The organism is Stenotrophomonas sp. 28608_Sma, assembly GCF_056486185.1.
This window is the reverse complement of record NZ_CM151308.1, coordinates 505722-520799: the sequence shown is the minus strand read 5'-3', so window position 1 is coordinate 520799 and position 15078 is coordinate 505722. Positions and strand designations below refer to the sequence as shown.

The following is a 15078-nucleotide window of genomic DNA, read 5'->3' as shown; positions in this document are numbered from 1 at the left end:
GGGAGGCTTTCAGGCTATTGGCCGGCCCCTATCGCGACCGTGACGGAATCGCCGATCGCCATGACATCGCCTGCACAGGCGACGCCGCCGGAGCCGGGCCGTCAATGCGGGCATTCACTCCGTAGAAGGGCCGTTTCATCGGAAGCCGGCTGCAGCGGCCCAAACGCCATGCGAGCCTGCATGAACCATCCCCGGGAGTTTCGCCATGCTGCTGCTTACCTTGCCCCTGCTTGCTGCCGGTCTCGCTGCCGCACCGTCGCCCGCCGATGACCTGCGCCAACAGATCCGCCAGGCCGATACCCAGCTGTTTGCTGTGGCCTTCGAGGCCTGCGATGCCGACAGGGCCGCCGCGATGACCACCGAAGACATGGAGTTCTTCCATGACAAGGACGGCAAGTCAGCCAGCAACCGCGAGGACTTCCGCCGCAGCGTGGCCAACATGTGCAGCAATGCGCGCGAGGGCGGCTGGAGCCTGCGCCGTGAGCTGGTGGAACCTTCGCTGCAGGTGTTCCCCTTGCGCGACGAGCGGGCGCTGGAAATCGGCGACCACCGCTTCCATGAACGCGGCAAGGACGGCGTGGAGCGCTGGGTGGGCCAGGCCCGCTTCATCCAGGTCTGGCGCCGCGTGGACGGGCGTTGGCTGGCCGAACGGGTGATCAGCTACGACCATCGGCCGGCGGACTGACCCCTCGGGCGCGCTTCACGGGCCGGATCTATACTGACCGGGCCCACCACGACCCATCGCTACCGTTCGATCGCCATGCCAGAGATCACCCCCAACCACCCCGACTACGGCCTCAACCAGCAGATCCGCCAGGGCGTGGCCGCACTGGACGCCCAGCATGGCCGTCCGTTCGACCAGACCAGCGAGCGCCTGGCCGCCAGCCTGACTGTACTCGCCCGCGAGCAGGGCCTGCAGCAGGTCGACCATGTGCTGGTCAGCAATGCGACGGCCCAGCATCCGGCCGGGCACAACATCTTCGTGGTGCAGGGCGACCCGACCAATCCTGCGCATCTGCGGGCAATGATGCCGACCGCTGTGGCGGCGCAGATGCCGGTGGAGCAGTCGATGCAGGCGTTGGGGTTGACGGCGCAACAGCAGGTCGAGCCGCAAGCGCAGGAAATGCAGAATCCCACTCCGCGGATGGGGTGAGCGTCAGCTCATCCGCATCATGCTCTGCTCCTGCACGGCCAGTTGAGGCTCCTGACCTACCGCAAGCGCCTGCGCCTTCTGGTCCTGCTCCAGCTGCTCCACCTTGGCGAACGATTGCTCCACGGGTGCTTGCGCGGCCGTTGCGGTCTCCATGGATGCCCGCGTATGCGCCGGGTTCGCTGGATCGCCCTCGATAAGGAAGATCCGCTGGCCTGCCCCTGCATCTGCAGTGGCCTGGCTCAGCGCCACGTAATCCACCCGCTCGATACCCTTTTCCTTCGCCAACGCGAGCAGACTCGCAGAGATACGCTCGCTTGCATCGTCGTAGACTCGGCCATGCTGCTGGTCCACCTCCGCCACCTTGCTGCGAATGGACTCCAGCAGCTCCCTGTCTTTCTGCGGAAGATGCTGCTCGCTGATCAGGCGCTGCATAAGCGTGCGCTCCGGCATCGGGTTGCGCACTTCCCTGTTCAGCTCGCTGTCCGGAAATGGCGCGCGGATGCTACGGATCGCATCCACGTTGTCCAGCGGCTTGAGGTTGCCCTCGAAGCCCTTCCGCTCCATGCCCAAGATGTTATGACGATGCAGGCCCGCGTGATTCAACGCGCCCCAGGTGAAGTCGATGCAGCTGTTGCTGGCGCCGTTGTAGTTCATCTCAAAGCCATGCTTCGCAGGGGCGTTTCCAAACGCCAGCAGCTTGTCGTACTGCTCCTTGGAGATCTCCATATCACGTCGGTAGATCGGCTTCTGATACTGATCTGCATCATTGGTGTACACCTTGCCCGGGCCACTTCGGGCGCCATGCTCTTCCGGCGCGAATCCCAGGCTGTGGCTCGTCTTTCCATCGGAGACCGTGTAGTACACATGCCCGGCCATGGACGTTCCACCGGCCCGCAACGGTGTTCCGGGTGCGGCAACGTAGATGGAAACAATATAGCGATCATCCATGACGTACTCCTACTTGGCGCGGTGTGTGTAAGCCAACTGCAGTTCAGACGGAACAGCCTCCAGCCCCGCGGCCGGTGACAGCAGGCGAAGGCGCAGGCGGTAGTGACCGGGTTTCACCTGCTCGGCCCAGGCAAAGGTCACGGTGCGATAGTGCCCGTCCGGCCCAATCAGACCGGCAGCCACCAGGGACGCGTCGTCAGCACTGTCGGGTACTACGCCGGGCACATGCCCATCCGAGCCGACAGCCACCATTTCAGAAGGTTCAAAACCATTGAACTGGCGACGGGTCAGCGGCACCGGCTCAGTACCAACCTGCTCGACACGTTCAAGCAGCACTTCAGCCGGCAGTCCCTCGCGCACGAGGCGTTCGGCAGCCTGCGCTGCCTGTGCGTCATCCTCGCCTTTCACGCGAAGGCCGATCAGCAACGTGGGGGCAGCGTTCGGGCCGGGCGGTGTCAGTTCAAAATCGACCACCATCGGTTCATGCATGGCGGTGACCGGGAACGGTCGGATGATCGGCACGACGTTCTCCTGAGCTGTGGCCGCGCGGGTTTGGGGTGCGGGGGCCGCGGCGGGTTGGCAGGCCGCCAGCAGAACCAAGCATGCAGCGCTGGCCGTCCTCAACAGGTAATTCCGAAGTGTCATCCATGGACCTCGTCTGTAGCGTCTTCTGAAAATCTACACCAGGTGCGTAAGCCACAACGTGATGCCAGCTGGATTCCAGGGCATCGGACTGCGCCGTTCAGGTGAAAATGAAGAAGGGCAGGACGCATCGCCCTGCCCTTCCCTCTCACGCTGCCGAACAGCCTTACAGCTGAATCCGCGCCACGCTCTCGTCGGCGCCCTTGTCATCCTTCTCGCCGTTCTTGATGCTCACGTACAGCACGTTGTTCTTCGCATCCAGCGCCAGACTGTTCGGGTGGGTCGGCACCGTGTAGGTGGCCACCTTCTGGTAGCTGTCACTGTTGTAGGCCGTCACCGTACCGGCTTCGCGGTTGGTCACGTACAGGCGCTTGCGCGGTGCATCCAGCAGGATGCCCAGCGGGCCGGCGTCGGTCGGGATGCTGGCCAGTTCCTTGCCAGTGCTGCGGTCGAGCACCAGCACGCGCTGGCCCGGATGCTTGCTGACCAGGCCGCTGCTCTTGGCCTGGTAGCCACGCAGGAATTCCGAGCCCTGGTCGGTCACGAACAGGCGCTTGCCGGCCGGGTCCAGCGCGATGTTCATCGGCTGCTCGGCGGCGATCTTGTGCTGTGCCACCACCTTGTTCGAATCGGTGCCCACCACCACCAGATCGGCCAGCAGGTTGCTGGTGTAGACGCGCTTGTTGGCCGCATCCAGCGCCAGGCCCGGTGCCTTGGCATTGCCCAGGCCGTCGATGGTGTTGATCACCTTCAGCGTGGTGGTATCGATCACGAACAGCACGCTGCTCACGTCCGGCTGGCTGCTGTGGCCGGTCACGTACAGGCGGTTGGCCGCGCTGTCGACCACCAGTTCGCGCAGGTCGTGGGTGTAAGCAGCCTTGCCGTCCTTGCCGGTCTTCTTCTCCATCAGCTGGATGGTGCCGACGGCCTTGTTCTGCGCGGTGTCGACCACGGTCACCGACAGGTCCACGGTGTTGCCCACGTACAGGCGGTTGTGGGCGTCATCCAGCACCACGCCGAACGCTTTGCGCTCCAGCGGGATGCGGGTTTCCACGGCCAGCGTGGCCGGGTTCAGGCGCAGCACCTGGGCCGGGCCGGCGTCATCGCCAAAACCACCGGACGAGGCCACGAACACGGCATTCTGCTTCGGGCTGTAGGCCAGCTCGTACAGGCCCTTGGCCACCGCCTGGCGCTGCACGGCGGCGGTGGCACTGGCGGCGGGTGCGTTGTCGGCGAACGCGGAGGGCACGCCAAGGCTGAGCGAAACGGCAACGGCCAGGGCGGCCGAGCGGAAGAGAGGATTACGGAACATGCGAGCGTCCTTGAATGGGCACGGGAGGGTGTCCTGGCTCGCTGGGCCGTTCTACGACGGCCCGACCTGCATCTGTCTGCGCGGGGTGGGCTGGCTGGGTAGCGGGGGAATGGTAGCAGTTCTCAATTGGCGATGCGCCAATCGGTCTCGGCCACAGTGTGAGGACGAGAAACCGCTCGTTGGCATCTCCGCTCCCCGAAGATGTACGGCCTAAAGAACTTGGCCAACTCGCCGATTGCCACAGTGGGCAATCCACGTTTCGGAGCAAAATTGGAAATCAGGACACGCGCAAAAATCTACGCTTGGCTATTGCTGGCTGCTGCAATCAGCTACGTGGCGTGGTCATCATTGACGATATATACGCCCTTGGTCTCTAGTGAAACGGGTCAGACGTCGCTGAAGGAAATACGCGACTACAGCAATGAACTGGCAGAACGAATGCAGAAGACACGCGCCGAGCACAACCTCCCCTTCATTGGCGAGCAGCAGCTTACGATTGATCACGTTACAGGCATCAATCATCTGGCGGCCGACGCAGCAAGAGCGAGGCAAAGATACTTCGACCCTGAGCACACTTACGTTTGGAAGGGCATACTCGACGACATCAGTAACTACGTCCAACATCTGGACGGATTTGGATCCTCAGACCCAAATGATTCCAAGATGCGCCTTCAGGAACTGAACTCAGCACTCCTGCAGGTCTTGACCAATCGCGACAGGGCTGTGAAGACGATGGAGGGAACCAAGCAAATCTTCAGCGTTCATATTGGCGAAGCCAAGGGCTCGCTGTATACGGACATCCTGATGACGAAGACTTTGCTGGATGCCGGCGTGAACGAACACCTTCTGCTGACGACACAATCAAGTGCACCGCCATTCGAGGATATCGTCCGCTTGCAGAATGCGGAGTGGGCAGTATTCGAGCTGCATCAACAGTTGGGCCGCGACTACGAGCAAGCCAATCGAATCCCAACTGCGATTCGCCTGCTAATCGGGCGTTGATGACACAGCTCGTACAGCCGAGCAAGCAACCGTTGGCGCGGACTATTGCTCCTTCAACCGCAGCGAATCGGCCACATCGGTCTTGGCCGCCACTTCTGTAGCGATGCTGGCGCGGCGGTGCCCCGGGTCGTTGCGATCGCCCTGCACGATGAAGATGCTCTCGGCGGCATGGCTGCTTTGGGTCGGCTGGCTGAGCAGCACGTGGTCCACGCGCGAGAGATTGTTCTGCTTGGCCAGCACCAGCAGGCTGGCGCTGATGCGCTGGCTGGCGGCATCGAACGGGCGGCCATGCGCGGCATCCAGCTCGGCCACTTTCTGGATCAGCTGCGCGAACAGGCGATGGTCCGGATGCGAGGGGTCCAGCAGCGTGCCGGCCACTTCAATCGGCGTCGGCGGCGGCTCATCGCTGGCGCGGTCGCCCTGGCGATGGTGTTCGGCCTCGCGCTCGGGCATCGCATGGTGGGTTTCGGCATTCAGATCGCTACCCGGGAACGGCGCGGCAATGCACTGGATTTCCGGCAGGTTGAACAGCACCGCGAACTCGCCCAGATTGCTGCCGCCGTCCAGCGGCGCCGGCAGCGGATGCAGGCCAGCGTAGTGCAGCGCGGCCCAGACGAAATCGCTGCAGCGGTTGATGGTGGCCGGGCGATCCACATCGAATTCGAACTCGGCCGGTTCCTCGGCGAAATCACGCAGGCAGCCGTAATGCTCCTCAGTGATTTCCAGAGTGCGGCTGTAGTACGGGTCCAGATGCTCATCGGCATCGTCGTGGCGCACCTGCGCGTACTGCGCACCCGTGGGGGCTTCACCCGGCGCCTGGCGCGGCGGTGCGAAGCCGTAGCTGTGGGCCACGTCGCCTGCCGCCACCTGCAGGTACATGTGGCCGCGCGGGGAGATGCCTCCACTCTTAAGCAGGGTGCCGGGGGCGGCCAGATAAAGCGTTGCCGTGTAGCGTGTTGCCTGCTCCATGCCTGTTCAGCCTTGATGGGTGCTGCGGTCCTGGCTGGATGATGGCATAGGTGGGATGGGAGGCAGGTGGAGGAGCCCGGGGCCCGTAGTGGAGGCATGCTGAATGTGTGAACCAGCGAACGCTGAGGCACCGGATGCAGATATGGAGCGTGACCGGCTCTGTGGAATACGCCGCAGAACCTGTCCTATAGTGCCTCGTACACCTCAAGGAACGGCCGCATGAACCTGCCACCGCCGGGCCGCTGGTTGGCCCTGGCCATCGCCTTGGCAAGCAGCACGGCCTGCAGCAAGGCCCCCTCCAAGGAACCGGAGCACCGGGAGACCCCCATGACCGACACCGCACAGTCCCACACCGTGGACGGCTACACCTATACCACCGCCCCCGTGGAAGCCACGCTGGGCCCACACCGCTACGCCTTCCCCGCCAACCTGTACGACGACCAGATGGGTCCGGCGGTGGGCGGCGGCATCGGCCTCACCCTCCTGTGGCCCGACCTGCAGGCGGCACCGCCGGGCACGCGCGCCTCGCGCAGCATGTCCGACCACCACCGCGCCATCAGCCTGTCGCTGGATTACATCGACGCCCTCCCCATCGCCGAGCTGCTGCCGCGCAAGACCAGCACCGAAGCGACCACCGAGGACGGCTCGATCAACCGTGACGACCCGCGCCGCCGGCTGGACCTGCGCAACGCCGGTACGCCGCACTTCGGGCTCACCCCGTACGTCATCGACGAAGCCCGCATGACGCGGTTTTCCGAGGCGTATGCCGCGCAGCGCGGCGCGCCGCCGGTGCGCACGCCCGAAACCGACCAGGAGTGGTACATCGCCCGCGACACACAGGGCGCGCTGGCCACCTTCATCACCTGCAATCCGCCGCAGGATGGGCGCGAGGGGCTGACCGTGCAGGGCACCACGCTGGTGGATGACCCCGATGTGCCGGTGGCCACCTGCACGCATACCTTCACCGACCCGCAGGATGGGCTATCGGTGCGCGCGATCTACCCGCGCGTGCTGCTCAAGGACTGGAAGGCCGTGGAGGACGCCACGCGCGTCCTGCTGGCCCGCTACAAGCTGCGGTAACCGACCAGGGTTCAGGAGGAACGACACATGGGTGAATTGACCCGCAAGGATCTGGAGATCCTCAGGGAATACGCAGACAGCGGAAACCGCGAGCGCTACTGGAGCTACCTGGCGCACAAGGAACATTCCGATGGCTACGGTCTGCTGGCCCTGGGCGTGGTGCGCAACGACAACCTGCCGGGCCAGGTCGCCAACGCCTACGCGCAGTCGCAGGCCCGTGACCAGCACGACCGCAACCCGGCCCTGCAGAACCGCAACCTGACCGAGCGCGAATGGGAGGCCTTCGGCCAGACCCTGCTGCACCGCGACCTGGAACGCCGCGAGCACTGGATGGAGGCCAAGCGCCCCGATCTGGCCCTGAATCTGCCCGGCCGCGATGTGCAGCAGGCGCACGATGAAGCCTTCAAGCGCCACCACCTCGACCCCAACTGCTGGACCCCGCGTGTGCTGCTGGAAGCCACCCGCAAGGAACGCGGAGAGGGCAAGGCCGAGGAAGTCTGGAAGGAGATGCTCAACAACGATGTCGGTGGTACCCAGCGCGCGGCCAACACGCTGGGCAGCGCGTACCTGGCCATGCCCTTCTGGAGCGCCACCGGCTATGTCGGCCGGCTGGGCCTGTACGAAGGCTCGCTCATGGCTGAGGCACTGCCCAGCAGCGATCCCAATGTCATCGGCTCGCGCAGTTCGTACCACATGTATTCGGAAAAGGAGCAGGCCTGGTACCTGCAGGTGCCAGGCAGCATCCCACTGCGTGAGCACAACCCGAGGATCATCGCCTCGCTGGACGACGCCCGTGCCGTGCGCCTGGAGCGCGCGGAGAAGGCCACGCACTTCCACCCCGAGGACAGTTACCGCACCCGCCTTGAAACGCCCAAGGTGGTGATGAACGAGCCGCTGGAGCGCGATGGCCGCGAAACGCAGCTGGCCGCCAACCGCCCCGACCACGCCAACGATCCGGTGTACCAGCAGATCCGCGGCCAGGTGGCCAGCCTGCAGGCCGAGCACGGCCTGGTACTGGGCAACAACCCTGATGGCGTGACCGCGCGCCTGGCGGTGCTGGCCAAAGAGAACAACCTCAGCCAGGTGGACCACGTGATGCTCGGCAAGGCCAACGGCCCTGGGGGTGCGGGGCAGAACCTGTTCCTGGTGCAGGGCGCGCTGGATGATCCGGCCCACCTGCGGGTGGCCATCTCCGCCGAACAGGCCGTGCAGGCGCCGGCCGAGCAGAGCTACCGGCAGCTGGACGCACTGGCGCAGCGTCAGACGCAGGATGTGGAAAGCGCGCAGCAGGTGCAGCGGGAGGGGATGCGGATGGCGTGAGCCTTCCGTGGGCCAGGCAGGGGGCAGCGCATGCGCCCTGCCCGGCCGACCCGGTCAGTCCGGCAGCAGTTCGATCCGCCAGGTATCCAGCAATGCCTGCACATCCTCGCCGCCTTCCGCACGCGCTTGCAGGTGCCCCAGAAGATCCTGCTGGCGCGGCTGTGCAAAGACCATGCGATACAGCGCCAGGCTGCTCTTCAGCCGATCAAAGCGATGCTTGTCCTGGCTCAGAGGAAAATGGAACACCTTTCGCTCGACCGCCACACCGCCCGGTGCCTCGCAGATCCAGTAGGGAATCAAGCCCGCCAATGGCGTGTCCTTGTGAGGCAACTCTGCATTGGTGAATAGTCCCGCCCATGGGTCACCGGCGGCCTGGTCGGCCACGAACCCTGCCAGCCGCGCAACGTTTCGGCGGACGGCCAGTCCTTTGTAGCGATGAACGCGCCCCTCCCGCTGCTCAAGATCCACCGGATTGCCAGGCAGGTTCCAGTGAACGATTGAGTGGCACCAGGAATGGAAGTCCAGCCCTTCCTGCCCCACCGAAGTGGATGCGAGCACGAAGGGACGGAAGGGCGAGTTGAATGCATGCTGCAACGCGTCCTTGCGGGCAACCACCTTGTCGTCCTCGGTGGCATTTCCGTAGCGCATCGCATACCGGCAACGCAATGACAGCGCATCGTCGCGCACGAGCTTTCCATCCAACAGCTTCACACCCTCAGGGTGAAGCTGGCTTGCGCGCACGTGGCCCGCATCACTCACGCCCTTCGCGATGGCCTGAGCATGGGTAGATTTCTCGTCCGCTGCGTTCTGCTCGTGCAGCAGATGCAGGTACTCATCAAGCAAAGCCTGCAAATTGCCTTCTGCGCAGTAGGCCACCGCCCGCCGCCAATACACCCCACCTTCCTCGTGAGTGATGATGGCGACCGCTTCGGGCATATTCAGCTGTCGGCGGAACACGTCCGCAATTTTTATGGCGGCCTGGCGAAGGTCGGCCTCATTGTCTCCCGGCAGCAGGCGCAGCAATGCACGCAAAGCGCACACACCTGGTGCCGCCAATGCGAGATCAGCCAGTACCTCGGCAATGTCGTCGGGACGTGGCCCAAGCGTCTGCAGAGAGGGCTCGTCAAAACCGCGCCCCCATACCTGTCGCCAGTAAGCCACATGACGGGAGAACCCCTGCCCTGAAACGCTGGCGCCACCGTCTTCCTCATCCTCACCCGCACCAATCGTCAGGTCCTCCGAACCCCAGCACGGGTCCACATGCGATTGGACATGCGCACGCTCAAGCAGAAGCAGCGTCAACCAGTACCAGCGCACGTCAGGCGGCCCCGAGTGCCTGGACGCTGGCAGGTCAAGCGACTCCATCCTCTCCCTGATCCGACCGGCAGCCTCACGCCTGGCATCTGCCAAGTGCAGCGAGCCACCTGCAGCGACCGACATCGCCAAGGGATCGACCATTGTGGCCAGCGCGAGGGAAGGAACCAGCAGAGTGAGCGCGTTCATGTCCTCATGCCCGCTCTTGCCGCTGTTGAAGCGCAAGCGAGCACTCAGGCTCTTGCCAGGCGCGTCGTATCCGGGCTGGAGCGCATGCCCCGCCATGGCCAATTGCTCGGCATGGTAGGAAAGAAGGCCGGCAATCGCATCAGGAACCATGTTCCAGCTTGAGAACACCAGCGTCTTGCTGAAATGGGATACCTGCGCGTACGCACCCTCTCCTGCCCAGTAAGGCATGGAAGGAGGAACCCACAACAAGCGCCAGCTGCCCTGGTCCTCCATATCCTTGGCCAGCACGTCCATTCTCGGGTTTGCCGCCACCAACGGGCTGTACCGCTGCAGCGCATCCTGATCCAGCGTCCTGTACTGCGGATGCTGGGACAACGCCCGCCCCAGAGCCGCCTTGCCCTGTCGATCCATCATGCGGCGCTTGAAGGTGTATCCGTCCTCACGCATGAAGTTCAGCAGGTAGGGACTGGAGCGCCAGAACTCCATGACATCATTCGTCCCCGCCGCTCTTGCAAGCGCATCCACGCAGGCGTAGTCCGCCAGGTCCTCCGATGTCAGCGACAACGGAAGCGGGACATCCCTCACCATCGCATCGCGGCCCCGGGTTACACCCACGCGCTCGGTCCGGCACATCACCTTCTTGAGCCGACTCTCGATTGCACCCTTGAGCACACGTGCATCATCCTGCGATGCCCCCACGCCCACCAGCGATGCACGGAATGCGGCGAGGTCAGCGCGGAGCGCGGTCACCTCTTCCGGATCATTGAACAGGAATGACGCCGTTGCCAGGAAGTCGCGGTAGTGATCCTCCTGCTCCTGCTGGGCGACGAACATCTTGTAGGGCGTGGCCGAAAGCAGGAGCACGCGAGGCTTGTTCTCATGGTCGAACAACTCCTGCGCCAGCTTTGCAGCAGAAGATGCCGGGGCAGCCTCGTCATCGGAGTCAGGATCCTGCACGGCAAGAAGCTCGCGGAAGCGCTGGAACTCATCCAGCACCACCAGATCAGGCTTCAGTGCCTTCAGGCAACAGTGCGCCAGCGTGGTGCGCAGCCAGGACGTCAGCTCGAGGGCTTCGGCGCGCTCGTCACTGTCCAGTGCACGCGTCCGCCGACCGGCGTGCCTGTCACAGACTTCGACAAGCTGTCTCAATCGCTTCTTGTCCAACGACTTGACAAACGTACGGGTGATGGCCTCATCCGGTTCATCCACGCCGTCCTCGTGCTCAAAATGCTGCCGCCAGCCATCTCCCAGACCGCCACGCAGCACCCAGGCCAAGCCGTTGGCATTGAGCCTGGATACGCCCTGCAGCATGCGATGGATGAGCACGCGCTCGCGGGCCAGTCCTCCACGGCTGGTTGTTTCAAACGAAGTACCTGGTGTGAAACTGATGAAGTTCACACCGTCGCCTTCCAGACCGCCATCGGCAAGCGCCAGCGGCAGCAGGGTCAACCGGGTAGCGCGAACCGCTTTGGTCGAACGAAGCCGAAGACGCTCCAGGTTCTGCGATGCGATGGAAGCATTGGAGCAGATGTAGATGATGTCCATGCGCTCTTTGCTGGCTGCCTTATGGGCAACCACGCGCGCGATCAGACCTTTGGCCACCTGCGTCTTGCCCAGCCCCACCTCATCGGCGACCAGGAAACGCAGTGCCGGATCGTGATCTTCGTACATGCGTCGGAACGCATAGTTCACCGTCCTACGCTGGAAGCCCTTCAGCCGCTCAAGAACGGGGGTCGGATCCGAAAGATCTGTATTCCTGTTCATTACGCAGCCTCCTTGCCAATAGCGTTTCCCACAACTTCCCAGAGGGCCAGGAAATCATCGGGCAGACAGGGCTGCCCATCGAACTGCTTGTCCTTCAACCGCTTCACCATGCGATCAATCGCTTCAAGTCGTTCAGGCTCGCGGGAATAGATCCGCAGCAGCTGTTCAAACAGCGGGTAGTTCGCCATGAGGCCACTCGCATCCCTGCTGCCGCCGCCGCTGCCTTCGGATCGATTGCGCGCTCCACAGCCTGCGGCCTGGGGATCATCCAGCAGCAGCGCGAGATAGCGCAGGAACGCCGCGCGGTTACCCAGGAGTTGTGCCACCAGCGCGTCCGCGCGGTCGTCTGGAGCGCCTTCCAGTGAAACTTCCAGCGCGAAGCGCAACGGCGGGACGGCCAGCTCCTCGGCGCGGGTACTGTTGGGCGTGACCTGGAAGCCAACCAGCGAACTCACCTCATGGCCGGCAAAGGTTCCCAGATCAACCTGACCCGCCTGTACAGCACGGGCCCGCTCGGAAACCACCGCCAACGGCCACGCGTGCAGCGTGGCACCGTCAAGCGGAAGGCCCGGGCACGAAAGCGCGAGGTTCCATCCCGAGACCGGATGGGTTTCGCAGTGCAGCGTCCAGGCGGCAGCTGCAATCTGGCGACGGATGGCCTCCAGCTGGTCCTGCAGCTGGCGACGCTCTGCGCCCTCCGCATCTTCGCCCTCACCGGGCGTGTACGTGTCCAGCAAGGGCTGGAGATGCTCGTCAAGCCACTGCCTCGGCGCGGGAATCCTGCTCACCGGACCGCTCAGCTCCGCAACCACTTCAACGTTGCTGCCGTTCTGCACAACCGCGTTGGTGTAATTGGCCGAACCGACTGCAACGTGCACCCGTTGGCCGCGCTGGAACACGGCCACCTTGGCGTGCAGGCCCTGCAGCGTATCGGCCTGTCCAGCCTCTTCGCCTTCGGAGAGCAGCGTGTCAGGCTTCAACACGTAGGCACTGTCATCGGCCAGGCAGGCGCCGGCCGGAAGCCTATCCAGCTCATCGGCGCGACTCACCAGCATGAAGTCGCCGTTGCAGTGCTCGCGCAGCGTCTGCAGCGCGCCAGCGCGTACGAAGGGAGAGACGATCAACACATCCTGGGCCTTGCCACCGCCCTCGAGCGGACTCCACGGCACTGCCCGCTTTGCAGTACCCAGCACGTGGAACGCCAGCTGGGTGAAGCCCGGAGGCTTTTCCCAGTCAGCGCGCTCGATGTCCTTCGCCAACGATACGATCATCGCCTGCCGCTCCAGGTCCGGCGACGCCCCTTCGGTATTCAGCGGCAGCCAGCGCAGGAAGTCCGCCAGCGGCTTGTTGCTGGCCTCCTTGGCCTTTCCCGGCACACCATCCAGGCGCAGGCTCACGTCCCAACAGCGGTCCCAGGTCAGATTGCGGGTCAGCACCAGCAGACGTACGACGGTGGCAGGTTCGGCGGCCGCATCGATGGCCACATAGCGCAGCGCCCAGATCTTCGGGTGGAAGGCGCCGCCGTGTGGGGCGCAGACCTCATGCACCATGCCCTCAGCCAGCACCGCCAATGCGCTGCCTGCTGGCGGTGCTTCCATCCGTCCCCGTTCGCAGAACACCGCAAGCCTGCGGCTTGCCCGGCGCAGCCCTTCCACGAGGCGCAAAGGATCTTCTTCGGCGCTGTTGTCGTGGTCGCCGAGCAAGGCGAAATGTGCAGGCAATCCCAGCAACGCGCCCAGCGACAGGCTGTACGTAGTGGCGACGCCGGCATCAAACCGGTAGCCGCTGGGGGGCTGCAAGGCCTCGGTCAGAGTACTGCGTGCAGATGGATGGATCATGCGGCCTCCAGGCCGTGCAGGAGGTCGGCAAGGTGACGGCGCGTGATGCCCCACCGGTAATTGAGGATTCCGAGGCCGGACGCACCGCTCCAGCGATCGAGGTTTTCAGGATTGAAGCGCGAGAGATTGCCTTTCAGCGAGCGCTCCCGCTCACGCACGAGACTGCGTGATTGCGGGCTGTCGGCCTGGCCGGCCTTGACCAGCGCAAGCCAGCTGCTCACGAACTCGCGGGTGCGCGGATGAATCGGACGCCCCACCCGTTCCACCTGCTCCCAGAACCGCACCATGTCCCATTCGCCCAGCTGCGAAGCCGGAACGCCGTCGATCCAGGTCTTCAGTTCCTGGCCGTACTCCTCACGACGTTCATCGTTGGAAGACGCCTCCGCCAGGGCAAGGTTGTAGACCAGCGACGCACCGTTGGCGAGACGGGAGAACTGACGCGCGTGTTCCACGAGCTCACGCAGCGGCTGCGGAGCCTGGCGGATCTGTGGATGCAGCCATGGGAACCCGGCGTCGGCACAGTCGCCCAATCGCCCCTTGTCCTGCGCCAGCCACACCAGCAGGGTCTGCGGGTGATGAACCTTCCATTGCTCGCGGATGAACTCCGCCTCGTCCGCGGTCAGGGACAGCGATCCCTCTTCCAGTGCGGCCACCGGTACGAGCTTCTCCAGTGAGGGATGCCAGGTCTGTGCAATCAGCTCAGCGTCCTCCATCCCGTCGTCGCGTTGCTGCTTCCAGCTGCGCTCCCTGCGAATCTGCTCGATGGCCGAGAAGTAGTCCTGCTGGGAGCCCGATCGCGCGAAGATGCCCCAGGAGCGCATGCCCGCCCAGTAGACGGAGCTGGCAAGGCGCTTGAGCGTGTGGCCGGAATCACGACCGAACGCCCCGTCCTCCGCCGCCAGGCAATCATTTAGCTTCAGCTCATCCTGCCGCGCACGCTCTGCATAATCCCTGGGGCGTACCGAAGAAGCCTCCAGGCCCATGAACATCCTCGGCAGCAGAAGCATGTATCGCAGCCGCGTCTGGATGACGGAGGTGCCGGGGAACAGCTGGTCGGACAACGCATCGCGGATACCGCCAAATCCGAGCTCGTCGCGGGTGCCGGGCTGGTCCAGAAGAGCCAGCAGCGTAGCGCTGCGTGCCTGTGCCGCAGCGTCATGGTCGAGCCATGTCAGGCTGGAAGGCATCTCAAATCCTCCCGCAGGCGCGTGCGCGCGTGGATGCGCGGCGCGATACATGGCGCGTGCATTGGGTCTGCTGGTTCATCACTTTCCCCTGTTCCTGTTTCTGGTGTGGGTGACGCTTGTATCTGTGCTGCTCGATTGCTCTTGCATGTGCCGGCCAGCCATTCTTCCGATCAATGCGTCACTGGCTGTCGCGCCCTCAAAGAGGATGGACCAGCAGGACGCACCATGGGCAGGGATGCCCCCGCCATTCATACGGAGGCAAGCCGCCCATGTGGGGACGTACACAACGTTGGACCTATCACTGCCCAGCCTGCGGTTGGCTTCGTATCACCCCGCCAGCGGGGGATGTGCGTCTGCCGG

General features: G+C 64.1%; 12 protein-coding genes. 5 read left to right on the top strand and 7 right to left on the bottom strand.

Annotated elements, in window-relative coordinates:
- Window positions 1-205 precede the first annotated feature (205 nt).
- Window positions 206-685 (top strand): nuclear transport factor 2 family protein, encoded by a 480-nt coding sequence (locus ACZLHH_RS02295; RefSeq protein WP_049462922.1) that lies wholly within the window; start codon window positions 206-208, stop codon window positions 683-685.
- Between the two features lie 75 nt (window positions 686-760).
- Window positions 761-1153 carry an XVIPCD domain-containing protein gene (locus ACZLHH_RS02290; RefSeq protein ID WP_049462923.1) on the top strand — a complete coding sequence of 131 codons (393 nt, stop codon included), beginning with the start codon at window positions 761-763 and terminating at the stop codon, window positions 1151-1153.
- A 3-nt stretch (window positions 1154-1156) separates the two neighbouring features.
- Here ACZLHH_RS02290 and ACZLHH_RS02285 read toward each other — a convergent pair whose 3' ends face one another.
- The 3 genes from ACZLHH_RS02285 to ACZLHH_RS02275 all read right to left on the bottom strand — a co-directional run bounded on the left by ACZLHH_RS02285 (window position 1157) and on the right by ACZLHH_RS02275 (window position 4055).
- On the bottom strand, window positions 1157-2101 hold the full coding sequence (locus tag ACZLHH_RS02285) for an XVIPCD domain-containing protein (protein WP_049462924.1): 945 nt from the start codon (window positions 2099-2101) through the stop codon (window positions 1157-1159).
- A 9-nt stretch (window positions 2102-2110) separates the two neighbouring features.
- Window positions 2111-2746 (bottom strand): hypothetical protein, encoded by a 636-nt coding sequence (locus ACZLHH_RS02280; RefSeq protein ID WP_143048151.1) that lies wholly within the window; start codon window positions 2744-2746, stop codon window positions 2111-2113.
- A gap of 163 nt (window positions 2747-2909) precedes the next feature.
- On the bottom strand, window positions 2910-4055 hold the full coding sequence (locus tag ACZLHH_RS02275) for a YncE family protein (protein WP_049462926.1): 1146 nt from the start codon (window positions 4053-4055) through the stop codon (window positions 2910-2912).
- A gap of 219 nt (window positions 4056-4274) precedes the next feature.
- Between ACZLHH_RS02275 and ACZLHH_RS02270 the strand changes: the two genes are divergently transcribed.
- On the top strand, window positions 4275-5057 hold the full coding sequence (locus tag ACZLHH_RS02270; protein ID WP_143048150.1) for a hypothetical protein: 783 nt from the start codon (window positions 4275-4277) through the stop codon (window positions 5055-5057).
- A 42-nt stretch (window positions 5058-5099) separates the two neighbouring features.
- Here the strand turns inward: ACZLHH_RS02270 and ACZLHH_RS02265 are convergent, their stop codons facing one another.
- Window positions 5100-6026: an XVIPCD domain-containing protein gene (locus ACZLHH_RS02265; protein WP_049462928.1), complete on the bottom strand. Its 927-nt coding sequence runs from the start codon at window positions 6024-6026 to the stop codon at window positions 5100-5102.
- 219 nt (window positions 6027-6245) lie between these two features.
- Between ACZLHH_RS02265 and ACZLHH_RS02260 the strand changes: the two genes are divergently transcribed.
- On the top strand, window positions 6246-7106 hold the full coding sequence (locus ACZLHH_RS02260; protein ID WP_049462929.1) for a hypothetical protein: 861 nt from the start codon (window positions 6246-6248) through the stop codon (window positions 7104-7106).
- 27 nt (window positions 7107-7133) lie between these two features.
- The gene (locus ACZLHH_RS02255) at window positions 7134-8426 is read left to right on the top strand and encodes an XVIPCD domain-containing protein (protein WP_049462930.1); all 1293 of its coding nucleotides are present in this window, start codon (window positions 7134-7136) and stop codon (window positions 8424-8426) included.
- Window positions 8427-8480: 54 nt separating this feature from the next.
- On the opposite strand, the gene ACZLHH_RS02250 is transcribed toward ACZLHH_RS02255, so the two are convergent.
- From ACZLHH_RS02250 to ACZLHH_RS02240, 3 genes are read right to left on the bottom strand one after another with little or no spacing between them, the layout of a single operon-like run.
- Entirely contained in the window at window positions 8481-11693 is a 3213-nt protein-coding gene (locus tag ACZLHH_RS02250) for a helicase-related protein (RefSeq protein ID WP_049462931.1), read from the bottom strand.
- Window positions 11693-13531, bottom strand: a complete 1839-nt coding sequence (locus ACZLHH_RS02245; protein ID WP_049462932.1) for a phospholipase D family protein — start codon at window positions 13529-13531, stop codon at window positions 11693-11695. The genes ACZLHH_RS02250 and ACZLHH_RS02245 overlap by 1 nt, the downstream gene beginning before the upstream one ends.
- Entirely contained in the window at window positions 13528-14718 is a 1191-nt protein-coding gene (locus ACZLHH_RS02240) for a DUF6361 family protein (protein WP_049462933.1), read from the bottom strand. The genes ACZLHH_RS02245 and ACZLHH_RS02240 overlap by 4 nt, the downstream gene beginning before the upstream one ends.
- Window positions 14719-15078 lie beyond the last annotated feature (360 nt).

What these genes read in the sequence shown, in the direction of transcription:
- ACZLHH_RS02295 (WP_049462922.1), top strand. Translation starts at nt 206, where the DNA reads ATGCTGCTGCTTACCTTGCCCCTGCTTGCTGCCGGTCTCGCTGCCGCA.
- ACZLHH_RS02290 (WP_049462923.1), top strand. Translation starts at nt 761, where the DNA reads ATGCCAGAGATCACCCCCAACCACCCCGACTACGGCCTCAACCAGCAG.
- ACZLHH_RS02285 (WP_049462924.1), bottom strand. Translation starts at nt 2,101, where the DNA reads ATGGATGATCGCTATATTGTTTCCATCTACGTTGCCGCACCCGGAACA.
- ACZLHH_RS02280 (WP_143048151.1), bottom strand. Translation starts at nt 2,746, where the DNA reads ATGACACTTCGGAATTACCTGTTGAGGACGGCCAGCGCTGCATGCTTG.
- ACZLHH_RS02275 (WP_049462926.1), bottom strand. Translation starts at nt 4,055, where the DNA reads ATGTTCCGTAATCCTCTCTTCCGCTCGGCCGCCCTGGCCGTTGCCGTT.
- ACZLHH_RS02265 (WP_049462928.1), bottom strand. Translation starts at nt 6,026, where the DNA reads ATGGAGCAGGCAACACGCTACACGGCAACGCTTTATCTGGCCGCCCCC.
- ACZLHH_RS02260 (WP_049462929.1), top strand. Translation starts at nt 6,246, where the DNA reads ATGAACCTGCCACCGCCGGGCCGCTGGTTGGCCCTGGCCATCGCCTTG.
- ACZLHH_RS02255 (WP_049462930.1), top strand. Translation starts at nt 7,134, where the DNA reads ATGGGTGAATTGACCCGCAAGGATCTGGAGATCCTCAGGGAATACGCA.
- ACZLHH_RS02250 (WP_049462931.1), bottom strand. Translation starts at nt 11,693, where the DNA reads ATGAACAGGAATACAGATCTTTCGGATCCGACCCCCGTTCTTGAGCGG.
- ACZLHH_RS02245 (WP_049462932.1), bottom strand. Translation starts at nt 13,531, where the DNA reads ATGATCCATCCATCTGCACGCAGTACTCTGACCGAGGCCTTGCAGCCC.
- ACZLHH_RS02240 (WP_049462933.1), bottom strand. Translation starts at nt 14,718, where the DNA reads ATGCCTTCCAGCCTGACATGGCTCGACCATGACGCTGCGGCACAGGCA.